Raw genomic sequence first — 25,275 nt, 5'->3', positions numbered from 1 at the left:
CAAACAGAAGAATATGCAATTAACTGACGGTCCGTGGACGCTCCATCCGGTTGATGCCAGGCACACGCAGTGTGGCCCATTCAGGGCGGAAATGCTCTACTTTTCCAACAACGACGGTCATATCATCCAATATCTCATGCTGCTGATATCTTATGACACTTTCAAGCAGGCAATCGGCCAAATCTTGCGGATCATCTGTATCAATCTCTTGAATGAGCCGTTTCATCCATAACTCTTTGTTCACTGCATACCCCGGTGCATCATAGATGCCATCCGTCATCATAATGAGGATATCCCCCGGCTGAAGCTGTACCGTCACCAGATCCACTTCAATATCCTTAATAATACCGATTGGCAAATTGCTGGCTGAAACCTGAATAACCTCCTGTCCTCGTTTGATAAAACTTGGCGTCGATCCGATTTTCATAAACGTGGTCTCTGCCGTATATTCATCAATCAGTGCCATATCCACAGTGGCATACATCTCTTCAGGGGAGCGCAGCATCAGAACGGAGTTCACGGATTTGATCGCCAGTTTCTCGTCCATGCCGGACTGTAACAACTGTTCCAGTATGTTCAGCGCCGCGCTGCTCTCCATGCGTGCCCGTTCTCCATTGCCCATTCCATCACTGAGCGCCACTGCAAATGTACCATTGCCTAACTCAACCGTACTGAAGCTGTCGCCTGACATCACATCTCCCCCTTTTGCGGCGGCAGCAACACCCGTGGTAACCTCGAAGGTTTTGGCCGAACCAAACGTGACGGTTGCCAGTCCCTGACGAGGATCGGTCATGGTCTCATGCAAGACGGCAATATGCTCGTCCAGTACATCCGAGATCAGCGGAGCAATCATTTTCCGGCACTCATCGAATCCACGTGTATATGCATGTACAATCTCAATCTCTACATTGCCCGCTTCCAGATTGATGATCTCAATGGAGTGAATGGACAAGCCCAATGACTCCAGTGCGTCCCGAATCTGCTCCTCCTGCTGTACCATCTCATCACTTTCCCGCTGAATTTCTTTGGCCAGGTCCTCCATGACCTGAGATACACCGGATAATTGCTCTGCAACCAGTTGCCGGCTATCAATAATTTGACGCTTCCATTGCATGTTATGTTGATGCAGTCCATACTGGGCACGCATGACTTCTAGGACCTCTTCCGGTTTCGCACACACCCTGTTCCAGTCCACTGGAATCTGCTTGCCTGAGATCTCCGGGTTTCCTTCAATCGTACTCATCACGTCCGTCATATATTTGTAGGTTTGAATAAACTTCGCATCCCAGCATTGTGTACGCTTGAAGCAGCTTGCACATGTGCTCTCGGCAACCGCATTCATGAAATGGTCCATTCCGCCTTCTTTCTGTACCTGCTCTCCTGCACCCGACATCTGATCGAAGCTACGTGACAATTGACGGAATACCTGTGAGAACCGGGTTACCCGTTCTGCCGTGATATCCCGTATCCGTTTGGCATACTCATGCTGCGATTTGGTATGATCCTGCGTACCCGGTACATATTTGGATATCGCCGTCATCAGGCTTTTAGGTGTTAACATGAATAGTGCGATAGCTGCACACGTCTCCCATAATGAGTTCATCACATCGCCCGGTCCGCCCAGATATATGGATAGAATGGACGAACCCAGCAGCATACCCAGTGCAACCGCCGCACGTTTGCCCTCTCGAAGCATACCCGCCAGCATCCCGGCAAAAGCAAGCAGGCTCATCTGATACACCGCTGACATGTCAGCCAGACTAAGAATCAAGCCGGTAATAACCCCAACTGAGGCTCCGAGGGGGGCTCCGCCCACCAGCGCAAAGATTAATATGAGATAACGGGAGAGCATATGCTCGACGGATAAGGACTGAATGGTCCACCCTACCGCTCCCGTCATAACGGAAGCGAGCAATATGATCAGGCAGAGGATCTCCTCGTTCTTTAGGCTGAACTTTTTTTTGCGGTAAGTGAAGATCGGTATGGCTTGAATAAAAACAAGGGTGAGCACAAAACTTAATACGGAATCCATCGTGAGCATCAGCATGGCGTACCAACTGAAGGATGGCCCGATCACGACCGCGAATAATTTGACCATAAATGTAGTCGTAAACACCATCGTTGGTGCATAAGATAATTCAGCACGATCATATGACTCCAGACCGCGGAAGAGCAGATAAAAGATGGCGATCTCCGATGCAACAATGAGTGGTACCGGAAACGGTGCAAAGAGACTGCCTGCGAGAAGTGCAGCGCCTACCGGAATGATGTAATCCCTGCGCATGAAAGCAATTACAGCGAAGTAAGCAATGGCAAAGGGAGATAACTCATTCAGGATCATTGCCTTTCCGAGCAGGAACCCCATAAACGTAAGCAGCAGTACCCATTTGCGGGAAGCAACCATCTGGACAGCCTTGCGGGAGCCAAGCCATTGTTTCAGACGTACCGACAGCTCCTCCCGAGCTTCCGTACCTCCTTTACCTGCTTTCATTCCCGGAAATTGAATGACATTCCACTTTTCCATCATCCTCAAGGCACCCCATTCGATTAATTTGAATTTTCGTGTTTCGTTCTCGATGGTTCTGATTATAGATAGATTAGAAGACGTAGTTTGTCAGAATAGGTGGGCAGGGTCCAAAAAGTTTACGACAAAAGAAACAAGCCTGGCGCGGTGGAGCGAAACCCCGGCCTTATTGTGGTTTCATTCATTCTCCTACTTGATTCCGACAATCGGAATGTCTGATTTTGAACCGGAGATGGTTTGGTCTCGCCACCATTTGAGCAGGATAACTGTGGAATGCCACGGAAACCTGTCGGTAAAAAATGGTAGACGACAAATGTTCTTATGGTTTCATTTTTCCGTGCAGAAAAACTGGGGATATGGAGCTTCACCTTACAAAAAAAGCTATTCAACTACTTATCTGTGAAAGAAACGCAAAAAAAACCGTTAGCCCATGGGCTAACGGTTTTACTTATATGTTTAGATCAGGTTGTGACAGATTACACACGCTTAGCTCCACGGCCTCCGCGTTTGCCTTCTGTGTTCTTCTTAAGCGAAGAGATCCGCTCTTCACTATCTTTCAGGAAGCGTGACATTTTATCCTCAAATGAAGGTTTGCCTGCTGCGGGCTTGAAAGAACGGCCTCCGCGGTCACCACGGTTAAATCCACCGCCGCCACCACCACGACCTTGGCCACCACTTGGGCCTCCGCCGCTGAATCGTTCGCGATCTCCTCCACTGCGTTCCGGTCTAGGAGCTCTCGGGGGTCTAGATTGGGTTTGTTGCTCAACCGGTTTGTCAACAGCTTGCTTAATGGAAAGTCCGATCTTGCCATCCTTGTCAACGTTGATAACCTTCACTGTAACGAGGTCATTCAGCTTCAGGTGGTCGTTGACATCTTTGACATAATTGTCGGCGATTTCCGAGATGTGAACGAGACCCGTGACACCTCCTGACAGATCCACAAATGCTCCAAAATGCGTGATTCCTGTCACCTTGCCCTCTAACTTGGTGCCCACTTCAATTGCCATAGAATAAAATGATCCTCCCTTAAAAATATACAACCCGATTTTTTGAATGCCAAAATCAATGCTGCGCTAATGTAATTATACCTTATGCCATAAACCAAGGTCAACTGAACACTACCCCATCAGAGAGCCTATTTTTTCCGGTTTAACGGCTTCAGTCACACGGATAACAAACCTAGCTCGGTAATAGACCGAATTCCATCAGTTCCCTGACCCTTCAACCTGGATCGGCGTTTCCTCAGGAAGATAATATCCTTTTTTCCGTGCCAGCTGTCCTATGTATTCAGGGTCATTCAACCGGCTGACTTCGTACTTCAACTGTTCCAGCTTCTTCAACGTATCTTCCTTTGAAGCTTGCTGAGTGGCCAGATGAGAACTCTTGTCCGAAATTTGTGCATTCTGCACAAGGAATGTATATCCTGCCCATATTACAAATACAATCATAAACGTCATCCAAAGCATGAGGCGCCTTTTTGCACCGGCAGATTTTCCTTGGTTAGTTGGAGCCTTTGATCTGCCCACAGGTGTTTTACCCATTACGGACCTCCTTAAAACCAGCGTTTCCACATCGCTGCAATTCTTGTACCCACACGGATCATGAAGCGTGGCGTTACCCAATGTTTCAGGAGCGGCCTAAACATCCAGCGGAACAACTTGCCGAAAGGTACCAAACATTGCAGCACCAGCCTGCCCAGGAATAATAGTATCGCAATTACAAAACCGAATAATACGCGAATTAACTTATAAATTCCTTTAGCCGGCATAACGATCAGGATGTTAAGGATATGTCCACACCAATGAATCAGCGTTCTTGCGAGTTTAATTAACATTACCACAAAACGCTGGGTTGTAACACTTAAAAGCCAAAAATAGAAGCAAACCCCTATAATCAGCCCCAAAAAGACATAAAACCGCAACTGTCCGTGGTTTCCGGCGTATAGCATCCGAAAAACGAACAGCGCGGAAGCAACCCAGTACAACAGATCGAGCGTGTGAATACTCCATCTCGGAAACCGTAGCTGTCCGGACAGTACCCGGTAACTGTCGTAGGCCATTCCCATCACGACCCCCGAAGTAAGCATCCACATCAATGTGATCCATTGAGTATCCGGACTCATCGGAACATCTTGCCAAACAGGCCTTTACCATTTTTGGACTGGGAACCGGGGTCCAGATATTGGAGCGAACTGACTGTGCCTTCAATGGATAACAGTCCTTCCTCCAGGCTCAGGTTTTTGATATGTAAATTGTGCCCCCGGATGGTCAGATGCCCAAGTTCAGTCTGCAGCAAAAATTCCTCACTGTCGAAGCTCTCCACGTTGGAGACACCCGTCAGATCCAGCAGTTTCCGATTCTGCATGCTCAGATGATGCTGTTTGGCCTTACCGTGCTCAACCATGGCATGTACCCCTCCTTCTTACACCTAGCTTATGGGTGTGGAGGTTGGAATAGAACCAGCGTTGTTGAACAAATAACCCGGCATCCAGTTAAAAACAAAAACGCCCTTCCCTGTTACAGGAGGACGTTTTGATTCAACTTGCATTAAATGAATATTTAATACCAGATGTACTGTTACCAGTTCATTCCGTTATCCTTGGCGATCGGCTCTTCCTTCACCAAGGTGTAGAGGCTGCTCGCCTCATCCTTCTTAGTACTCTCGGCAATTCGTTCCACCTTCACGGTGACCAGTTTCTGACCAAACTGAACCGTCAGCTCATCGCCCACTTTGACAGCGGCGCTGGGCTTAGCTTCACGTCCGTTCACCAGAACACGTCCCTGTTCAGAGACGTCCTTGGCCACAGTGCGGCGTTTGATTAGCCGGGAGACCTTCAGGAATTTATCAAGACGCATTATTTTACGGCTTCTTTAAGTTTGTTGCCTGCTTTGAATGCAGGAACAGTGGACTCAGGAATCACGATTTCATTCCCTGTTTGTGGGTTACGTCCGGTACGACCGGAACGTTTGCGGGTCTCAAAAGTGCCAAAGCCGATCAATTGTACTTTGTCTCCGCTGGCAAGTGCATCTGTAATTTCTCCCAAAAAGCCGTTCAATACGGACTCAACGTCTTTTTTAGTCAAACCACTTTTGGTTGAAATGTTGTTAATCAGATCTGTTTTGTTCATTTTTAAAAGCCTCCCAAATTGAAAAAAAAGTATCTGCGAGCCTGAGCAATAGGTTATTGCCGCTGGTTTCGCGTTAGGTTACTACACATGTATTCTGGCTTGGCATCTGAAATCCTGCCTTGGTCCGCGACTTTTTTTAGCTTTTTGTCGATGGTCCGCAGGCAACAGTCTAAGACCAGTACCCGAAACCATCGGTCGCTAAACACCTATCCCAGTCAACACAGATGAACACATGTTCGTATATCATAACACACTGCATAACATGATGGAATAAGGTTTGTCGGTATTTACCAGAAAATTGAACCCGTTATAATCCTGCTTTCTTCGCATCCTGCCAGAATTGCTCCATCTCTTCTACATTGCTATCTGCTGGTGTTCTTCCCTGTTCACGCAAACGCTCCTCGATGTACTGGAACCGCCCAACAAACTTGCGGTTGGTCGCAGCAAGCGCCTCTTCCGGGTCCGTATCGATGAATCTTGCAACGTTGGCAGCTACGAATAATAAATCACCCAGTTCGAGCTTCCGTTCTTCCGCAGACTGGCCTTGTTGCACCGCTTCTTTCAACTCCGCCAGTTCTTCCTCGATCTTGGCAAATACACCTTCAACATCATCCCAGTCAAAGCCTACTTTGGCTGCTTTCTTCTGTAACTTGTATCCCTTCATCAATGCAGGCAAGTCACGCGGTATACCATCCAGCACGGAAACCTTCTGCTGATCCTGGCCTTTGCGCTTCTTCTCCTCTGCCTTCATCTGTTCCCAGTTCTGAAGAGCTTCATTCGCATCTTCTGCCTGATTATCGCCAAAAACATGTGGATGGCGGAAGATCAGCTTATCATTCAAGCCTTCGATGACATCATACACATTAAATGTTCCCACTTCTTCTTCCATCTGTGAGTGTAATAAAATCTGCAGCAGCAGATCACCCAGCTCTTCTTTCATATGGTCGGGGTCATCCTCATCGATCGTCTCAATGACCTCATAGGTCTCTTCAATCAGGTTTTTGCGAATGGACTGATGTGTCTGCTCCTGATCCCATGGACAGCCGCCAGGACTACGAAGAATGTTCACGATCTCATGCAAACGCGCAAAGGATCTGCGACGCAAGGCATCATCGGTGTTCTTCGGTACATAGATCAGCGACAGATTGCCGTACCCTTCGATCCGGTCCAGTTCGTGCAATGGAATCTTGTGAATGACCTCCTGGCCCTGTACACCCAACGCGTGACCAACAAATACCGGATAATCATCCGGGTAAACCTCCATCAGGCACAGCTTCACGTCTGAAGCAGTGAACACATCGTAGACTTGTCCGATCAACGTATGTAGCTGTGGTTGTACCAACTCCGTGTTCAGGCTGCTGGCATCCAGGAGTTGAAACCCTTCAATCGGGTCGAATCCAAGCCGGATAAAAGCTTCATCCAGAAAGCTCTCCCCGCCCATGACACGCAATGAGATACCCATCTGCGGACAACGTTCTTTGAGCAGGCGCACACTTGCTTCTGCTACCATCGGATGACCGGGTACGGCATACACAATCTCCGTTCCGGTCTCACCCTTGCGAGCGGCTTCTATCAGTTGATTCGCGATCTCATCATATACTTCGGGGAAGGAGGACTTCGCCTCATAGATGGCATCAAATGAGGTCATCTCCAGTCCCTCTTGCTTCAGATCATTCAATACGGGATGATCCAGGGTACGTACATACAGCGTAGCTGCATGTTTCATTTTTTTGATAATACCTACGGTCAGTTGGTCCGCATCTCCAGATCCAAGACCCACTACGGTTAAAGCTACACTCATTACGTAAACCTCCATCCGGACTATCCTGTCCAGGCTCACTGATTCATCATGCCTGAACAGGACTAATTACACGTATTATACCAGAATCATTCGATATCCTATAATTGCATATTAGCTGTGCTGGATGCAGAAGCACCGTGAGCATGAAGCTAGCGCAGCACATGCAGTCTGCGCAGCAGCTTGGCAAGGCGAGGCCCTAACTTGGGCACAGCCGCCAGCTCCGCGGCGGTCAGTAGCCCTGTCCGCGCCGCCGCCAGCAAGAACACGGCCGAGCCTGCGGCAATGCCCAGCAGGCTCACGCCCATCGCGGCCAGCCTGCGGTCGGCCGCGACGCCCATGCCGCCGAGCACCGCTTCGGCGGCCCAGGCAGTGCCTAACGCCGCCAGACTCATGGCGGCGATCACCAGCGCCGGCTTCGCCAGGACGGCGCCAGGGGCAGGGCGCAGGGCGACAAGTCGCGCCAGCAGCGCCACATTCAGGCCAGCCGCCAGCATGTAGGCGACTGCGCCTGCCAGAGCCGCGCCGCTGATGCCCAGCGCCGGCACAAGCATGACGTTCAGCAGCGCCTTGACGCCTGCGGCGGCCAGCATGCTGAACGCGGGTGCGCGCACGGCGCCGAGGCCTTGCAGCAGCGCCGCCGCAATAATGCTGACGGTGCTACCTGCAGCCGTCAGCGCCATGTACCGCAGTGCTTCGGTGCCTGCGGCATCTCCGTACAGCATGCGGTTAATCGGCTCCGCCAACACCGCGAGACCGGCGGATGCCGCCAGGCCGATCAACCAGAACCAGCGCAGCGCAAGGCCTGCTTGCTGCCGGACGGCTTCTGGCCCGCCCTTTAACCGGGCTTCCGCCATCGCCGGAATAAACAGCACAGATAGTGACGTGGCCAGCATCGTCACCAGTTGAACCAGCGGCAATCCACGGTTGTAGATGCCGAAGGAAACCATCGACTGGAGCTCATCCAGTCCTTCTCCCCTTAGAAGCCGTGGCACGGTGAAGGTATCCACCAGATTCATCAGTGGCACAGCCAGCGACCCGAGACAGACCGGGATAGCATACATGAGCAGCGTCCGGATCCACTCCCCATTGGATCGTGATCTTTCTGCCAGAGCCGGGTTAATAGCACTCACCGTTTTCTTCAGCGGCGTAACCGGTGTATTCTCCTGACGCTCATGACGTTCTGATCCAACCTCTCCCCCTTTACTGCTCCATTCCGAATCCAATTGCCCGTTGACCACTTCCCTGCCTTTTCGCCGATGACGGACCATGTACCCTAACATGGTTAACAGCCCAACCATTCCACCAGCAACGGAGCCCATCATGGCACCAGCAGCAATAGTCTCAAGCGAAGCGTCCCGTCTCATCAACCACAGAAGCAGAACAATCATGACGGTGACACGTATCGTCTGCTCCACCACTTGTGATACCGCTGTTGGAACCATCTGTTGTAATCCCTGAAAATATCCACGCAGCCCTGTCATCACCGGTACGAACAATAACGCCCATGAAGCTGCACGAATCGATGGAACCACATGGCGGTTGCCAATCATGTCAGCGATCAGCGGCGCACCTGCATACATCAAGAGCGCCATTATAATTCCAATTCCCCCGAGCAGTAGGGAAGATAGTCGAATAATTCTTCTGCTCTCGTCTGGTCTTCCGAGTGCATTCTGTTCTGCTACGAATTTGGATACGGCCAGCGGCAGCCCTGCAGCAGCAAGCGTGATAATGAGCATATATAACGGATACACCGTATTGTAGATGCCAAATACACCGTCTCCCCCCAGATTCTGCAGCGGAATCTTCTGAAAAGCACCAATGATTTTAGAGATAATGGCGGCAAGCCCAAGTATAAATGCACCCTGTAGCAGCCTTGATCCTGTAGACGGCTGTTTCATAATTCCCTCCTGCGTAATCCTTTTAAGCATACCTTGCTATTATAACTGCCTGAAGGCACACAGACTAACCCTCTCCCATCACTTTCATCCGGATTAACTTCGTTGTCCCTTAAAATGCAAAAACTCCCGTATGCCCAAAACAGGGCACCAGGAGTTGATCTGCGATCTATTGTTCCATTTGCTTGCCAAGGAAACCAGCAGCCGTCTCAGACATCTTCACTTCCATCTGAGACATCTTCACCGATTCATCCTTATTGAACAGGATAACCGTTCCGATGGGGTCACCACCTGAAATAATCGGCGCAATAACAAAAGAGGATAACGTCTCGTCATGATCTTTGCTAAGTTCATAAGAACCGTTGTTTGTTTCCAAAATGGTCTTCCTGTTTTCCATACATCCCTCTAACAGTTGACCTACCTGCTTGTCCAAATACTCTTTTTTCGAACCACCTGCCACCGTGATAATGGTATCCCGGTCAGAAATCATCGTTACATGTCCTGTACTCTCATACAGGGATTCTGCATATTCTTTGGCAAAATCACCAAGTTCGCCAATTGGCGAATATTTTTTAAGGATAACTTCTCCATCACGATCCACGAAAATTTCCAGTGGATCACCTTCACGAATACGTAACGTACGGCGGATTTCTTTTGGAATGACCACACGACCAAGGTCATCTATACGGCGGACAATACCAGTAGCTTTCATTTCACATGTTGCCCCACTTTCTCGAGAAGATTTTTCAACTACTGTTCCTTAATGGGTAGAGGAAAGTCCCAGAACGTTTAGTGTGATATCTTGACCATAGTATTCATCTGTTCCCATTTCCTTATACATGCTTCGGAGAATATAGTTGTGTAACTTTCGAAGAAGGCGACCATGTACCCATACGGCTTGAATAGATACAAGAAGAAGCAAGAAGGAGGTCCTAAGTCCTCCCCTTGCTTCTCTGTATGGTTGTCCATATTTACGTAGTACAAGGCATTCATTCGGGCGAATTTAACCCTGAACGTATGCTAACACAGCAATTTTACCAGCTTACTTGCTGCTTGTACCTTCATCTGTAGTTGCATCTTTGTCTGTTCCAGTCGTACCTTGGTCAGTCTTGGTATCCGTACCTGTGGAGTCATCCGTTTTTGGTTCGGTTGTTTTCTCTCCTTCAGTTCCTGTACCCGTAGTACCTTCAGACGTACCTTCTTCAGCTTTTTCTGTTTTTGGCAGTTTAACTTCTTTTACGATTTTGTCCAATTCATTTTGCATGAACGTATCGATTTCAGCTGCAGCCAATTGGCTCTTCAGACTTTCCTTTTGTTCAGCCGACAATTTAGTAAAGTCCGCTTCCGTACGGGATTCTACTTTTATAATGTGATAACCATATTCAGATTCTACAGGATCACTAATCTTATTCAACGGCAGTGTTTTGGTTGCTTCTTTGAAGGAATCGACCCAGTTGGCCACTGGTGCATCTTTAAATAACCCACCATCAGCAACTGAGTTGGTATCGTCAGAATATTCTTTCACTACTTCTGCAAAGTCAGCTCCACCATCCAGTTTGGCTTTGACTTCTTTTGCAATTTTAAGTGCATCTTCTTTTTTACGCTCTTTTTGTGTTTTGGAATCTGTAAATCCAATCAGTACGTGACGAACAGAAGCCGTTGTGAACTGATCTTTGTTTTTCTCAAACTCAGCCTTGATTGCATCGTCCGTAACGCCTGTTTCTTTATCTTTGATTACTGTCATGATCCGAGTCATGTAGTCTTTAATGTTGTCGTCAGTCAGGTTCTGAGCTTTGAGCATTTCTGTCCATTGATCTGCCTGAACAGAAGCTTTCATTTTATCGAATTGCTCAGTTGCCGCTTTTGTACCGGCTGTTTTAGCATCTTCAGTTGCTTTACCACTCAGATATTCATAAGCAACTTCCTGTTTCACCAAATACTCCTTGAAATCGTCCATATCCATCATTTGTGCATACTCCGGATAGAGGAATTTCATAACACGTTGCTCCATGTCGAATTCATTGGCTGTAATGGTACCACCATCATACGTAGCGACTACAGCACTTGTATCCGTCGATTCAGGTGTTTTTGCTTCTTCCTTCTTGCCACATGCAGCAAGCAGTGATAAGGATAGTACTGCGACCATGCTCACAGACAGTACTTTTCCTACTTTTTTATACTTTGGTAACATCCTTTAGTTCCCCCTTTGATTTAAAAGCAGTTTTCATGGACTCCAGAATTTTCTCTACCAGCTCCATCAGTTGCTTATCCCCAAGCCCCTTGCCTTTAGCGTGAATCAGCATATGGGGTCCTTGTTCAAATTGTACACGTCTTTCGAACTGATTTCCAATGTGCGCGATTTTCGAGAGTTCAAAGGCATGTTCACGCCCTTCATAGAACTTCACGGTAATGTCCTCACCGCGTTGGGAAATGGACTCAATACCGTAGATTTTGCCGTATACTTTCATCCGCGCAACAGCCAGCAAGTTAATGACGGCTTCCGGAAGATCACCGAATCGGTCAACCAATTCGTCTTCCAACTCCATCGCATCGTCGAAAGATGCAATAACCGCCACTTTTTTGTAGATCTCAATCTTCTGAATACTGTCATAGATATAATCGGACGGCAAGTAGGCATCGATACTGAGATCCAGCGTTGTGTTCCACTGATCTGAAGGTACCGGCTCCTCGCCAAGCATCGTAACTTTGCGTTTGTTGATCTCCTCTGCGAGCATCTGGGAATACAGATCAAACCCGACGGAAGCGATGAAACCATGCTGCTCCGCTCCTAGCAGATTTCCCGCACCACGAATCGACAAGTCACGCATGGCGATTTTGAATCCTGAACCCAGTTCGGTGAATTCTTTGATTGATTGCAGACGTTTCTCAGCAACTTCAGTAAGCACTTTATCCCGTTGGTACGTAAAATAGGCGTACGCAATACGGTTGGAACGACCCACACGTCCGCGCAGCTGATACAGCTGGGAGAGTCCCATTTTATCCGCATCATGTACGATCAGTGTATTTACGTTTGGAATATCTACCCCGGTCTCGATGATACTTGTGCTCACAAGCACGTCATATTCACCATCCAGGAAGTCCAGAATCGTTTTCTCCAGCTCTGTTTCCGACATCTGACCATGTCCCACACCAACTTTGGCTTCAGGCACAAGTTCAGAAATTTCGGCAGCCATCTCCTGAATTCCCTGAACACGGTTGTAGAGGTAATACACTTGCCCACCACGGGCAAGCTCACGCTCAATCGCTTCACGAACAAGTGCCTGGCTGTGTTCAACCACATAGGTCTGCACCGGGAAACGATTCTCTGGTGGAGTCTCGATAACGGACAGATCACGCACACCCAGCATGGACATATGAAGCGTACGCGGAATCGGCGTTGCCGTCAGCGTCAGCACGTCCACATTGGTTTTCAGCTTCTTCAGTTTTTCCTTATGGGTTACACCGAAGCGCTGTTCTTCATCAACAATGAGCAGTCCCAGGTCCTTGAAGACCAGATCCTGCGACAGCAATCGATGCGTCCCGATGACAATATCCACTGTGCCTGCCTTGATGCCTTTGGCTGTTTCATTCTGCTCTTTACGGGAGCGGAACCGGCTAAGCACATGAATGTTAAATGGATAACCGGAGAAGCGCTCACGGAACGTCTCAAAATGCTGCTGTGCCAAAATGGTTGTTGGCACGAGGACAGCCACCTGCTTGCCTTCAATAGCTGCTTTAAATGCAGCCCGAATAGCCACCTCGGTTTTGCCGTAACCAACATCCCCACACAATAAACGATCCATTGGACGGTTTTGTTCCATGTCCTTTTTGATTTCTTCGATCGCACGCACCTGATCACGTGTCTCATCGTAAGGGAACATGTCCTCAAACTCCTGCTGCTCCGCAGAATCCTTGTCGAATCCAAACCCTTTGGAGGTCTGACGCTCTGCATACAGCTTAATTAGATCATCAGCAATATCCTGTACAGATGTGCGGACTTTATTTTTAACCCGTGTCCACTCATTGCCGCCCAGCTTGTATATTTTTGGTTCTTTCTCTTCGGAACCAACATATTTCTGAATCAGATCGATCTGCTCAATAGGTACAGACAGTTTGTCTCCACCCGCATAGAGAATATGCATGTAGTCCTTATGAATACCGCCAACCTCGAGGGTGCCGATCCCCAGGTACTTACCAATCCCGTGGTTCTGGTGAACGACATAATCGCCCACTTTTAGCTCGCTATAGGATTTGATCCGTTCAGCATTATCTACATTCCGAATCGGTTTGCGTACTTTACGCTGTTTTTGCGAGAACATCTCGCCCTCGGTCACAACAGCCAAATGAATGGACGGCATTTCAAATCCCGTTTGCAAATTACCGATCATCATCTCTGGCTCTGGAATATCATAGTCCATCAGTACCCGGCGCATCCGCTCGAGTCGCTCCTCACCGTTCGCCAGCATGAGCACTTTGACTCCGGCCTTCTGCCAACGCTCCATCTCTGCCTTCAGTACGTTCATCTGTCCATGGAAATCCTGCATGCCACGACTGATGAAGTTCAGAATGTTCTGTGGTTGGGTGTGTGGAACTTGGCGCAAAAAGATCGACATAAACAGCGTCTGGAATGGACGCTCATACAAGAGTTCATCACCGTCTGCGGATAATGGAAGATCCGGAAGTGTTTTTCCGTTTTGCATCAAATGCAGGTTCCACTCTGATTCATCACGGTCCAGCTGTTTTGATGTCTCCGATAGTCTGGCAGGCTCATCAAGAACCAGCAGGGTATCTTCTGGCATATAGTCGTAGATCGTTTTGTTCTCTGGATAGAGCGGAGAAATATATTTATACATTTCGGAGAAATACACGTGTTCCCGCAAAAGCTCGATCTCCCGGTGAATTTCCTCACGAAGACGCAGCTTCGCCTGCCGGTCCGTCATTTTCTCCAGCTGTTGCTCCAGCAAAAGAGCAGCCGCATCGGCAGCCTTCTCCATACGTTCACGATCTGCAATTAACTCCTTGCATGGTAAAACCGTAATTTCTTCAATCCGTTCAATCGAACGCTGATCCGCTGGGTCAAATGTCCGAATGGAGTCGATCTCATCATCAAATAACTCCACCCGATATGCGATCGATGAAGTAACCGGATAGAAGTCGATGATACCTCCGCGTACACTCATCTCACCACGAGATTCCACGCGTTCCACACGCTCGTATCCGAGCTTTACCATCTCCAGTAGGAAGGAGTCCAGTTGAAGTGTGTTACCCTGTTTGATCAAAATTCGAGCATTGGCCATCACTTCCGGAAGCGGAACATAACGTCTAACCCCGGAAAAAGGAATAACAACAACGCCCCTGAATCCCTGGGCGCAGCGGACCAACACATCAATACGCTGACCCAATGTTTCCGGGCTGGAAACAGCAGCTTCCGCAGCGACAAGTTCGTTGGCAGGATAGATCAACACCTGATCAGGTGAAAGCGCTTCCTGTAAATCTTCTGCAATTTTTTGAGCTGAAAACATATTATGTGTTACTACGAGCAATGGTCGGTTCATTTCCTGATGCAGAGCAGCCAGCATAATCTGACGCGCCGAGCCGGATAGACCCGAAACCAATTGTTCCTTCATGCCGGACTTGATTCCGGCTGTAATGGACCCGAAGTCCGGATCTTTGGAAAAAGCCTGTATAAGTGCTTGTAACAAAAGGGGCACCTCTCTTATAACTTACTTGATTATCTCACGCATACGCGTAGCATCACTATTAAAATGGATACAAATTCCTTTTTCTCCTGTTTCATCATATCGGATTACTCGCAACATTGCCACATCTGTTGATGCGGCTGAGCCTGATTTCGAGATAGCGATGGCTTTCATGCCAACTGAAAAGAAGCCTCAGCAGGCTGCCAAGGCTATAAAAGGTGGAGCGTTATTACGCAACCGCCCTCAACTGTCATTCGATCCTGTACGGGCGATGTCTACTGAAGCGGACTCGCGAGCAGGCTAAGCTCTGGATTGTGCTCCAGGGCTTCCTTACAGTAATCACATGTAATCCGAACGGTAATGTCACCACCGGAATTATACGCTATTATATCCCTCCGCTCGTCGGGGGTCAAGAAATGAAAGCCGAGCTCAACTTCCGTTATCCGGGCAGAATCGATTCGTCCGATAAAGGTACGGCAATGCCTACATACGTAATTCACTGACATGTTTATGCCTCCTGAACATGGTTTATACATCCAGTATGTCCAGTATGGCTGAATCGAACCCGTCTTTTATGATCATTTTACCAGTATGCCTTACAAAATTAACCGTTAAACTTCGCCATTGTTTGTTCGAACGTATGGGTCAAGCTATGCTCCAAGGCATCACACGTTTGCTCAATGGTCTGATCAAGGGCTTCCTTTTCTTTCTTCATAAATGTCGACAGTACATAATCAACAATGGCATGTCCTGGTTCAGGCCGGGATATTCCCATGCGCACCCGGTTAAACTGCTGTGTACCGGTATGCTGAATAATGGACTTGATTCCATTATGTCCGCCTGCACTACCTTGATAACGCAATCTGACTTTGCCAATCTCTGTATCCATGTCGTCGTACACAACAATCAGATCTTCAAGACTAACTTTATAAAAATCCATATATGCTCGAACCGATTCACCAGACAAGTTCATATAGGTCATTGGTTTGATCAGTACGATTTTCACACCGCCAATATTGCCTTCTCCAATCAACGCTTTACATTTATTCTGTGTAATGGAGATATTATGACGATCAGCCAACCGATCCAGTGCCATAAAACCGATATTATGACGGGTTTTGGCATAGTTCGAGCCTGGATTTCCAAGTCCGACAATCCACTTCATCTTGTTCCCTCCTTCGGATTAGCCTGAGGTGAGGCATAGACTTCGAATCTTATATTTCATATAATATCAAGAAAGTAAAGATCGATTTACTGTAGTGTCACAGTTAATATTTTATCGACCCAGGAAGGTGAGCGGGTTTTGCGCGAAGACAATGGACAACTGACTCAACATAGCGATTTTATCTATCATCTCGAATATCACGTACCTGTACAGGTATACGACCGCGACACCCATATTGAGATTGGTCTAATCACACGTTTCGATAATCAATTCGTCGAAATTGCCGACACGCTTTTTCATCGGCGTCGTTTCCGATTTATCTCCCGCCCCGGGTATTAGCTGAACAGCGTCTGTTTCACTTTTAATAAAACGGCACGCCGACAGGGGTTACATTTTCCATTGAACCGGAAAACGTAACCCCTCTACTACTTTATGCAGACATCCTTATTCAATTTCAAACAGCTTGCTGATTGACAATTCCTCATGAACCCGGATAATTGCTTCTCCGAGCAAAGGCGCTACAGACAACACTTTGAGTTTGCTTGTCGGATTAGCATGCGTAATTGGAATGGTATCCGTTACGATGACTTCCTTCAATGGTGCATTCTCCAAACGTTCCATCGCAGGTCCGGACAATACCGGGTGAGTACAGCACGCGTATACTTCTTTTACGCCGCCTTCCATCAGAGCATTCGCCCCCAGTACAATCGTTCCCGCCGTGTCAATAATGTCATCGATCAGGATAGCTGTTTTACCCTCGATGTTACCGATAATGTTCATCACTTCGCTCACATTTGGCTCAGGACGACGTTTATCGATAATCGCCAGGGGTGCATTCAGGAAATCAGCCAGTTTACGTGCGCGCACTACGCCACCGTGGTCAGGCGACACAACAACCGGATTTTCGATCTGTTTCGACCGGAAATATTGAGCCAGAATTGGCACGCCAAGCAAATGGTCGACTGGAATGTCGAAGAATCCCTGAATCTGCATTGCATGCAAGTCCATCGCGATAACACGGGTTGCACCCGCTTTTTCGATCAGGTTGGCAACCAGTTTCGCAGTAATTGGGTCACGTGAACGTGCCTTGCGATCCTGTCTTGCATAGCCATAGTAAGGAATAACGACGTTAATCGTCTTGGCAGATGCCCGTTTGAGTGCATCAATCATAACGAGCATTTCCATCAGGTTATCATTAACCGGCAAGCAAGTGGACTGCACGATATAAACGTGACAACCCCGAACACTCTCGGAGAGTTTCACTTGAATCTCGCCATCACTAAAGCTGGTTGTGTGAGATTCACCCATAGGGATCCCGATATAATCAGCAATTTGATGGGCAAGCTTGGGGTTAGAATTGCAAGTAAATATTTTTAATTTCGAATCAAAATAAGTCATAAAATAAAAACCCTCCGTGCTGGTTCATTGGAATCAATAAGCGTCTGCGACATGTCGGCACCTCCCCGATCTTCGGGAGGCAATCTTGTTATCAAAACCCCTTATTGGGGTTTGGCATTTTGTTTCTTGGCTTTGGCACGTCCGCGAATCTTCTCCGCATAACCAGGTTTATTCTCCTGACGTGGACGAGCAATGGCCAGATCATTCTCGGGAACGGAATGGGTAACGGTGGAGCCAGCAACCACATAAGCGCCTTTTCCTACCGTAATCGGTGCAATCAGATTGACGTTGCTGCCTACAAAAGCATCATCTTCAATCGTTGTCACAGCTTTATTATAACCATCATAATTGACAGTTATTGCCCCGCATCCAACATTTACGTTTTTCCCTACTTTGGCATCCCCAATATAGCTGAGATGAGATACTTTGGAACCTTCATCAATTGTAGCATTTTTCACTTCAACAAAGTCACCAATTTTTACGTTGCGACCCAGTTTGGTCCCTGGACGCAAATTAGCAAATGGACCAACCGTTGCATCAGAACCAACCTCGGCATTGGATACTACCGAATGTTTAATTGTAACTCCGTCCTGAATAACGCTGTCTTCCACATCTGCCTGAGGACCAATATGACATGCTTCACCAATGGAAGTTGTGCCTTTGAGGATTGTCCCCGGATACAAAACTGTATCTGATCCAATCGTAACATCCGCTCCGATATATGTCGATGACGGATCAATGATTGTCACACCGTTCAACATATGGCGTACGGCAAGACGTTCACGCATGAAGGCTTCGGCTTGCGAAAGTGCAAGTCGGTCGTTAACCCCGATGGATTCTGCGATGTCATCCGACATGTAAGCTTCAACCACTTCTCCATCATTGCGGAAAATGCCAACTACGTCTGTGAGATAATACTCTCCCTGAGCGTTCTGGTTCGTCACTTTTTCCAAGGCAGCGAACAATTTTGCATTATCGAAACAGTATGTGCCTGTGTTAATCTCATTCACAGCATCTTCCTGCTCTGTGCAATCCTTTTGTTCCACAATCCGTTGTACAGATCCATCTTCTCCGCGAATGACGCGGCCATAACCTTTGGGATTGTCCAACTGAGCCGTAAGAACTGTGGCTGCTGCTCCGCTGCTCTCATGCAGCTTCATCAGACCTTCCAACGTCTCACTGGTCACAAGTGGTGTATCTCCGCAGACCACAATCGTAGAGCCAGTTTCACCGCCAAGCAAGGATTTAACCTGCTTCACTGCATGACCTGTACCCAGTTGTTCCGCCTGAAGTGCATACTCCGCTCTGGAACCCAAAAATGACTGCACCGCTTCGGCACCATGACCGACTACAACTACACTGCGTTCAACGCCTGCGCTGAGTGCTGCATCCAGCACATGTCCAACCATAGGTTTACCGCATACGGGATGCAGTACTTTGTACAATTTTGATTTCATTCGTTTTCCTTGCCCTGCGGCAAGAACGATTGCCATTCGTTTCAAAATTAACGACCTCCTGTTCTGAAAATCCCATTGAAATGCATTGCTGATCTATATCCAATGAGTATCGTTCAGCCGGCTTCAAGCCGGTCCTGTTCATCGCCTGCTGTCTCTGTAATCACACGTAACAACGCGGACACCAACGAATCGTGACCTATATGTATACGCCGTGTACCTGCGAGCTTAACCGAATCCCAATGATTCCTAAGATGCCGCCCTGCCACCAAGCGCACGATGCGCTTTTTGTTCTCTGCTAATAAACTCAATACTGAATATATCTTATTCCGGTCAAAAAGAAAAGAGAGCCATAAGACATGGCTCTCTTTTCCTTCGAACCCCAATAATGTTCTCAGGCACCTTCTTCAATGACTTCTTCCTCAGTTGCCGCACGATCGTATTCAGTCAAAACTGCTGCCTGAATCTTCTCACGCGTACCGGAAGAGATCGGGTGGGCGATATCACGGAACTCTCCATCAGGAGTACGTTTGCTCGGCATAGCAACAAACATTCCGTTGTTACCATCAATGACACGAATGTCATGAACGACGAATTCGTTATCGATGGTAATGGATGCGATAGCCTTCATTCTCCCCTCCGAGTTAACACGGCGGAGTCTGACATCCGTAATTTGCATGTGTGTGTTCACCACCTTTTTCCATCAGAACTTGGTGTATAATTCCACACAGCATATACGAACTCCTTCTTTTTATAACCACAAAAATTTCCTAATTTCAGGAATTTTTTTATTTAATACACAATTCGACAACGTTAGTGCCAGGTCGATGGAAAAGACCTTTTAACGACATAACATTCGTCATCTTTCTACAGGTCAAAATAGTTGCCAGGCTTGACGGAAATCTGTCTGCTCTTGGCATCAACCGCTGTAAGTTTCGCCAGAGATACGTAATCTGTTAACAGGCGTTCTTCTGAATCTACAGAACCAGATTCCACCAGTACCCCTACCCCGGCTACTGTAGCATTAAACTCGGCCAAAAGATCGATCATTCCTTGCACCGTACCCCCGGCCTTCATGAAGTCATCCACAATAAGTACTCTGGAATGCTCACGCATCGCCCTACGGGACAGGGACATGGTATGCAGACTTTTATGGGACCCGGATACATAATTGATACTTACGGCCGATCCTTCTGTAGCCTGATGGTCCCTGCGTACGAGCACGACAGGCAGGTTGAGCTGGGCTCCGGTCGCATAAGCCAGTGGAATTCCTTTGGTCTCTACCGTCATAACCACATCAATATTCATATTGCCAAAGGCCGTTGCAAAAATCTTGCCGGCTTCATTCATCAATGCGGGCTGACCAAGCAAGTCGGACATGTACAGGTATTCTCCAGGCAAGATCCGATCAGGTTGCGCGAGCTGGGTCGAGAGTCGCTCCGCAAATGCAAGTGCCAGTTCTCGGGATACCTTCGGAATCCATCTTACTCCCCCTGCTGCTCCAGCCAGTGTATGCAGCTCTCCTGACCCACCTTCTTCGAACACTTCTTTGATAATCGCCAAATCTTCACTAATTGAAGACTTTGCGGCACCATAACGTTCGGCAAATGTGGTCAACGGAATAACCGTATGCGGTCTGGACAATAAGTATTGCGTCATTTCAACCAGCCTTGCGCTTCGTTTTAACTTCTTCACAGAGATCCATCCTCACGATCACGGAAACATCCAAATCCGAATAATTATTTAAGAATATAACACCTTTATACGTGTTTGTACATTATAAAAGCGAATTTTACGTTAACATACGTACAGCATACACTTCTTTACAGAACCCACGCAGACCGTTATATATCCGGGCAACCTTGGATTCTTTGGAAACCAGACCAAATACCGTTGGACCGCTACCAGACATTAACACGCCGTCTGCACCCAATCGAATCATGGCATCCTTCAGATGCTGAACTTCCGGATACAGCTTCAACGTCACATCTTCAAGCACATTGCCCATCTGGTCACAGACTTCCGTAAATGATTGATTGCGAATAGCCTGCTCCATTTTAGCTGCACTCGGATGACGAACAATCTTGTCACTGCGGAACCTTCCGTACACATCGGCTGTAGACACATTAATCGGAGGCTTGGCCAGAATTACCCAGCATTGCGGCGGATTAGGAATGGGAGTTAACTTCTCACCACGGCCTGTAGCGAGTGCAGTCCCTCCTGTGATACAGAATGGAACATCCGACCCAAGTTCAGCTCCAAGCTCCTGAAGTTCGTGATCCGGTATATTCAACCGCCACAGACGGTTCAATCCACGCAGCGCTGCTGCTGCGTCACTGCTGCCGCCGGCAAGTCCGGCTGCAACTGGAATCTTTTTATCCAGATGAATATGGACACCCGTACGCACGTTATAGCGCTCCTTAATGAGTCTGGCTGCTTGGAAAGCCAGATTCTTCTCGTCGAGCGGGATATAACCCGCCTGACTGGAGATGAAAATAGTATCTCGCGGCAGCTCCGACATTTCCAGTCGATCAGCCAGATCGACCATGGTCATGATCATTTCAACTTCATGGAATCCATCTCTTCTTTTATGTAAAACGTCCAGCATCAAATTAATTTTAGCAGGCGCTTTTTCGTAAATTTTCAAGGCGTTCACCCGTCCTCACCTTTTCCCTAAGACAACTTAACATATTATATCAAAATGGGGCTGTCAAGTCATTTGTATTCCGCATCTAAGGGGAAAAAGCGGGGTTATTCCTGACGGATTTCCCCGCTTTTCAGTCTGCTTGAAACGGATTAAGATTTGCGCGCAGCCTGTTCAGCAAGTTGAATTGCACGTTTTACCATGTTTCCTGCATCCTTGGCTTTAATTCCGCCCCAGCCTTCCTGTTGCACAGTATCATAGAAGCCCAGGTCTTTCGCGAGCTCATTCTTCAGATCCTCTGACATGACACTTCTTCTTCTGCGACTCATGAACCATCCTCCTCCAAAGTATCCTTCATAATGTGATGAGTTCGTAGTTCGTTCACGTTTTGGACATTTTGTCATCAGGCCATATTCAGTTTCCTGCATTGCTTAAGAAACTGTCCGTTCACCTGTCCATATAGTATGCCGCGACCGTTCCTCGCTCATTCCTGAGTATGTATGGGTTACGTTAGAGGGAAAATTGGTGTTTAAAAAACAAAAAAGCGATCCGCCTTATGGGGCGAATCGCCTGTAAATCGATACTTACGTCTCCATATAGGAGCTATGCGTCTGGCTGCCCGGGTCATAAACCATGACTTCCACCGATTCCGTAAGTATATCCGCATAACTATAAGATACTCGCTTGAAGGTTTCTTGCTCCTCATCAAGCTTAACAATAAAAACAGAAGGGTACGTTTCTTCCAATACACCCGTACGCTCAATGGTCTTACGGCGGCCACCATTAGCCCGCAACATAATTTTCTGACCAATATGTGCATCGAGATTGCGTTTGATATCCAACAGCGTGTTTTTAGCCATTGTCGACGACCACCTCTTTTCTTGTCCATTATACCGGATTTTACAGTCATTGTCAAATCAAAACTAATTATTATATCAGCATCAAAAAGTTGTTGTCAATGAATTTTTTTGCAAACAAAAAAAGCCCCAAATTGGGACTTAAAATGGCCTACATCAGACTGCCGACGGGTTCACTTTTAGCGTAGATAAATCATTCAGCCCAGGCAGACCTACCCGGTAACTCCCCCGTGTCTCGACACCACCCACACCCTGGCTGCCACTGATGGTATTGTGCAGAACATCACTCATGTTGACCGTATCGCGCACAGAAGTAAAGGAGGCCTTGGCTGCCACATAGACCGGATCAAGTGCATGAATGAGAATTCTGCCTGGAGAACTGGCAAAGTTCGCTCCAGCGCGCAGCAGTGCCTCAAAATGGGACTGACAGGCCCCTGCCACAATAGTGAGTGCGTCCAGATGGCGTTCATATTGTCTGGCCACCTGAATGGCCGACACAAAATTTTGCGAGTTCTTGTAGCTACCGAGACTATATAAGTCATAGGGCTGACGTGTCTTTAACACCCCATCATGACCCGTAATAACTACGATATCCGGACGTACTTTGGGTAATAAGCGGTATAAGGTATCTGCCATTGCCGATTCATGGACATACTGTCCCTCTGCGGGCACACGAAGTTGCTCATAGAGATCCATACTTTTTTTCAAATAGTTCGGATCTCCATCCAGATGAAGCACCTTTCCAGGCATTTCAAAATAAGCCGGTTCCTGCTGGGCAGACCAATCCTGTACCAGACCTTCACGATTCCGCTCAGCCTGTTCCATACGATTCTGCTGCAGACGGGACAGGGTCTGATGTGCTTTAATATGCGCCTGTCTGGTCTTGGCGCTTTGTGGTTCGTAGGGAACCTGTATCAAATCGTCCACCGGGGAATCGGCAATCAGCCGGAACTCAGTCCCTTTAATGACCGCAGCATCCAACTGGAGGCCTTCCACCCGAAAAGTCACATCGCCGCCGTATGACTTCCGAACGACCAAGTCTCCGATATTCATCAACGTAATCACCTCTACCCCATCGTATGGGCAGAGACCCGGTTTGGTTCATTCAAATTTTACAGCGCTGCACGTACCCCAGCTTCCCACATTACGGTGCTGAGTGTGGCATACTCTTGCAGACTCAACGTCTCTCCACGTCGGGACGGTTGAATACCTGCCTGCTCCAGCAGAATGTCTGCCTGTTCCCGGTTCTCCTTTGTGAAGAAACGTGCCTTCAAATTGTTTGAGATTGTTTTTCTCCGCTGGGCAAAAGAAGCCTGTACCACTTCGAAGTAGTGTGTTTCATCCGGAATCTCCACTGGTGGCTGCTCACGCACTTTCAGCTTAATGACAGCTGATTCCACATTAGGTTGCGGAATGAAGACCGTAGGAGGCACAATACACACAAGTTCCGGCATACTGTAGTACTGAACTGCGATGCTCAGACTGCCGTAGTCTTTTGATCCTGGTGCAGCAGCCATGCGTTCAGCCACTTCTTTTTGAATCATGACAACAATGCTGTCTACCGGCAGCTTCTCTTCCAGCAGTTTCATCATGATTGGAGTCGTTACATAATAAGGCAGGTTAGCCACGACACTGACTTTGTCCACGGATGCAAAATCCGTATTAAACAACTCAGCCAGATCAAGCTTCAGCACATCCCCATGATGAACACGTACATTCGAATAAGGCTGCATCACTTCTCCCAGGATTGGGATCAAGCGCTGATCAATCTCTACGGCTGTGACAGGACCGGCTACCCGAGCCAGTCGCTCCGTAAGGGCTCCAATACCCGGCCCGATCTCTAACGCACCCTTGGACTCGTCCAAATCGGCTGCATTAACAATTTTGTTCAGTATATTTTGATCGATCAGAAAGTTCTGACCCAGACTTTTCTTAAATGAGAATCCGTGTCTTTGAATAATCTCTTTCGTACGCTTGGGCGTTGCAATTTCAATCGTTTCTTCCATGTTCTTCATATGCTCACAATCCTTCACGTTCAATTTGCGCTAATGCTGTAGAGAACTCTTCCCGTGTAATCTGAAATACACTGAGACGTTTGTGGAACTGCTTACCGTTACAATAACCGATGCCCAGCAGATTACCCATCTCCATGCGACGTGCAGCAGCCTGCGGATGCACAATAAGTCCTGCCGCGATCAGGTCCTCCCAATCGATCAGGCTCGGAGCACCTTCGTATGAAGTATGTACGCGTGCCAACGCATGACGGATCGCCTCTGGTGAGGCATTCTCCACCCCAATGTCCCCTTTGCGCGTTGCATCGGCTTCCGGAATGAAGGCATGTTTGCAGCCTGGCACCTTGTTCGCAATAATTTTACGAATGCGTTCGCCAGCATGATCCGGATCTGTCAGTACAATGACTCCCCGTCTCTCCTGAGCAAGCGCAATCCGCTTCAGAATGCGTTGGTTGATGGCTGATCCACCTGTTTCTATGGTATCGGCTTCCACGGCCCGACGGATAGCCACCGTATCGTCACGGCCTTCCACCACAATGACTTCTTTTATCATGTTCCATTTCTTCCTTTCTAACGCAAAGAGAAGAGGAATATCCTCTTCTCTGCCAAACGGCGGGGGAGACTGAATTCAGACTCCTCCGCCGCATATTCCGCATGAATCATTCATGCAACTATTTTATAGCATTCCCATTTCAAAGT

26 protein-coding genes are annotated in these 25,275 nt (G+C 47.9%); 1 reads left to right on the top strand and 25 read right to left on the bottom strand.

Annotated elements, in window-relative coordinates:
* Positions 1 to 19: 19 nt before the first annotated feature.
* From spoIIE to pth, 14 genes are all read right to left on the bottom strand, one after another.
* Positions 20 to 2,527 carry a stage II sporulation protein E gene (gene spoIIE / locus BS614_RS03305; protein WP_210436965.1) on the bottom strand — a complete coding sequence of 836 codons (2,508 nt, stop codon included), beginning with the start codon at positions 2,525 to 2,527 and terminating at the stop codon, positions 20 to 22.
* A gap of 473 nt (positions 2,528 to 3,000) precedes the next feature.
* Positions 3,001 to 3,531 (bottom strand): S1 domain-containing RNA-binding protein, encoded by a 531-nt coding sequence (locus tag BS614_RS03300; RefSeq protein ID WP_017691357.1) that lies wholly within the window; start codon positions 3,529 to 3,531, stop codon positions 3,001 to 3,003.
* 198 nt (positions 3,532 to 3,729) lie between these two features.
* Positions 3,730 to 4,065, bottom strand: a complete 336-nt coding sequence (locus tag BS614_RS03295) for an FtsB family cell division protein (protein ID WP_074092920.1) — start codon at positions 4,063 to 4,065, stop codon at positions 3,730 to 3,732.
* A gap of 11 nt (positions 4,066 to 4,076) precedes the next feature.
* A complete protein-coding gene (gene yabQ, locus BS614_RS03290; RefSeq protein ID WP_017691359.1) occupies positions 4,077 to 4,646 on the bottom strand; it encodes a spore cortex biosynthesis protein YabQ in 570 nt (189 codons plus the stop codon).
* Positions 4,643 to 4,927, bottom strand: coding sequence for a sporulation protein YabP (gene yabP, locus BS614_RS03285; protein WP_036606119.1), 285 nt, complete (start codon positions 4,925 to 4,927; stop codon positions 4,643 to 4,645). Before yabP ends, yabQ begins: the two co-directional genes overlap by 4 nt.
* A 173-nt stretch (positions 4,928 to 5,100) precedes the next feature.
* Positions 5,101 to 5,379 (bottom strand): RNA-binding S4 domain-containing protein, encoded by a 279-nt coding sequence (locus tag BS614_RS03280; protein ID WP_036606120.1) that lies wholly within the window; start codon positions 5,377 to 5,379, stop codon positions 5,101 to 5,103.
* A complete protein-coding gene (locus BS614_RS03275) occupies positions 5,379 to 5,651 on the bottom strand; it encodes an HU family DNA-binding protein (protein WP_017691362.1) in 273 nt (90 codons plus the stop codon). The genes BS614_RS03280 and BS614_RS03275 overlap by 1 nt, the downstream gene beginning before the upstream one ends.
* A gap of 307 nt (positions 5,652 to 5,958) precedes the next feature.
* Positions 5,959 to 7,452: a bifunctional methyltransferase/pyrophosphohydrolase YabN gene (gene yabN, locus BS614_RS03270; RefSeq protein ID WP_074092919.1), complete on the bottom strand. Its 1,494-nt coding sequence runs from the start codon at positions 7,450 to 7,452 to the stop codon at positions 5,959 to 5,961.
* A gap of 149 nt (positions 7,453 to 7,601) precedes the next feature.
* Positions 7,602 to 9,350, bottom strand: coding sequence for a putative polysaccharide biosynthesis protein (locus BS614_RS03265; protein WP_074092918.1), 1,749 nt, complete (start codon positions 9,348 to 9,350; stop codon positions 7,602 to 7,604).
* Between the two features lie 166 nt (positions 9,351 to 9,516).
* Positions 9,517 to 10,059 (bottom strand): stage V sporulation protein T, encoded by a 543-nt coding sequence (spoVT, locus tag BS614_RS03260; RefSeq protein ID WP_036606123.1) that lies wholly within the window; start codon positions 10,057 to 10,059, stop codon positions 9,517 to 9,519.
* A 330-nt stretch (positions 10,060 to 10,389) separates the two neighbouring features.
* Entirely contained in the window at positions 10,390 to 11,538 is a 1,149-nt protein-coding gene (locus BS614_RS03255) for a peptidylprolyl isomerase (RefSeq protein WP_074092917.1), read from the bottom strand.
* The gene (gene mfd, locus BS614_RS03250) at positions 11,522 to 15,049 is read right to left on the bottom strand and encodes a transcription-repair coupling factor (protein WP_036606125.1); all 3,528 of its coding nucleotides are present in this window, start codon (positions 15,047 to 15,049) and stop codon (positions 11,522 to 11,524) included. The genes BS614_RS03255 and mfd overlap by 17 nt, the downstream gene beginning before the upstream one ends.
* Positions 15,050 to 15,321: 272 nt before the next feature.
* On the bottom strand, positions 15,322 to 15,552 hold the full coding sequence (gene fin / locus BS614_RS03245; protein ID WP_017691368.1) for an anti-sigma-F factor Fin: 231 nt from the start codon (positions 15,550 to 15,552) through the stop codon (positions 15,322 to 15,324).
* 98 nt (positions 15,553 to 15,650) lie between these two features.
* Positions 15,651 to 16,211, bottom strand: a complete 561-nt coding sequence (gene pth / locus BS614_RS03240; protein ID WP_074092916.1) for an aminoacyl-tRNA hydrolase — start codon at positions 16,209 to 16,211, stop codon at positions 15,651 to 15,653.
* Between the two features lie 138 nt (positions 16,212 to 16,349).
* On the opposite strand from pth, the gene BS614_RS03235 reads away from it, so the two are divergent.
* Entirely contained in the window at positions 16,350 to 16,550 is a 201-nt protein-coding gene (locus BS614_RS03235; RefSeq protein WP_024633712.1) for a hypothetical protein, read from the top strand.
* 105 nt (positions 16,551 to 16,655) lie between these two features.
* Here the strand turns inward: BS614_RS03235 and BS614_RS03230 are convergent, their stop codons facing one another.
* The 11 genes from BS614_RS03230 to rnmV form a co-directional block, all read right to left on the bottom strand.
* Entirely contained in the window at positions 16,656 to 17,609 is a 954-nt protein-coding gene (locus BS614_RS03230) for a ribose-phosphate diphosphokinase (RefSeq protein WP_017691370.1), read from the bottom strand.
* Positions 17,610 to 17,710: 101 nt separating this feature from the next.
* The gene (gene glmU, locus BS614_RS03225) at positions 17,711 to 19,102 is read right to left on the bottom strand and encodes a bifunctional UDP-N-acetylglucosamine diphosphorylase/glucosamine-1-phosphate N-acetyltransferase GlmU (RefSeq protein WP_260633062.1); all 1,392 of its coding nucleotides are present in this window, start codon (positions 19,100 to 19,102) and stop codon (positions 17,711 to 17,713) included.
* A gap of 77 nt (positions 19,103 to 19,179) precedes the next feature.
* Positions 19,180 to 19,374 (bottom strand): hypothetical protein, encoded by a 195-nt coding sequence (locus BS614_RS03220; RefSeq protein WP_124118801.1) that lies wholly within the window; start codon positions 19,372 to 19,374, stop codon positions 19,180 to 19,182.
* A gap of 83 nt (positions 19,375 to 19,457) precedes the next feature.
* Positions 19,458 to 19,742, bottom strand: a complete 285-nt coding sequence (gene spoVG / locus BS614_RS03215; protein ID WP_017691372.1) for a septation regulator SpoVG — start codon at positions 19,740 to 19,742, stop codon at positions 19,458 to 19,460.
* Between the two features lie 188 nt (positions 19,743 to 19,930).
* Positions 19,931 to 20,758: a pur operon repressor gene (gene purR, locus BS614_RS03210; protein ID WP_017691373.1), complete on the bottom strand. Its 828-nt coding sequence runs from the start codon at positions 20,756 to 20,758 to the stop codon at positions 19,931 to 19,933.
* 97 nt (positions 20,759 to 20,855) lie between these two features.
* Complete coding sequence (gene ispE, locus BS614_RS03205; RefSeq protein ID WP_074096670.1) at positions 20,856 to 21,710, bottom strand: 4-(cytidine 5'-diphospho)-2-C-methyl-D-erythritol kinase; 855 nt, start codon at positions 21,708 to 21,710, stop codon at positions 20,856 to 20,858.
* Positions 21,711 to 21,859: 149 nt separating this feature from the next.
* The gene (locus BS614_RS03200) at positions 21,860 to 22,036 is read right to left on the bottom strand and encodes a small, acid-soluble spore protein, alpha/beta type (RefSeq protein WP_017691375.1); all 177 of its coding nucleotides are present in this window, start codon (positions 22,034 to 22,036) and stop codon (positions 21,860 to 21,862) included.
* A 255-nt stretch (positions 22,037 to 22,291) separates the two neighbouring features.
* Complete coding sequence (veg, locus tag BS614_RS03195) at positions 22,292 to 22,567, bottom strand: biofilm formation stimulator Veg (protein WP_017691376.1); 276 nt, start codon at positions 22,565 to 22,567, stop codon at positions 22,292 to 22,294.
* 153 nt (positions 22,568 to 22,720) lie between these two features.
* The gene (gene yabG / locus BS614_RS03190; protein WP_017691377.1) at positions 22,721 to 23,617 is read right to left on the bottom strand and encodes a sporulation peptidase YabG; all 897 of its coding nucleotides are present in this window, start codon (positions 23,615 to 23,617) and stop codon (positions 22,721 to 22,723) included.
* A 59-nt stretch (positions 23,618 to 23,676) separates the two neighbouring features.
* Positions 23,677 to 24,579 (bottom strand): 16S rRNA (adenine(1518)-N(6)/adenine(1519)-N(6))-dimethyltransferase RsmA, encoded by a 903-nt coding sequence (gene rsmA / locus BS614_RS03185; protein ID WP_210436964.1) that lies wholly within the window; start codon positions 24,577 to 24,579, stop codon positions 23,677 to 23,679.
* A gap of 4 nt (positions 24,580 to 24,583) precedes the next feature.
* Positions 24,584 to 25,129, bottom strand: a complete 546-nt coding sequence (gene rnmV, locus BS614_RS03180; RefSeq protein WP_017691379.1) for a ribonuclease M5 — start codon at positions 25,127 to 25,129, stop codon at positions 24,584 to 24,586.
* Positions 25,130 to 25,275: the final 146 nt, after the last annotated feature.

Origin of the sequence: Paenibacillus xylanexedens (assembly GCF_001908275.1) — a bacterium.
Lineage (GTDB): Bacteria > Bacillota > Bacilli > Paenibacillales > Paenibacillaceae > Paenibacillus > Paenibacillus xylanexedens_A.
Note: the sequence above shows the minus strand (reverse complement) of the source record. Positions and strands in the feature narration are given on the sequence as shown.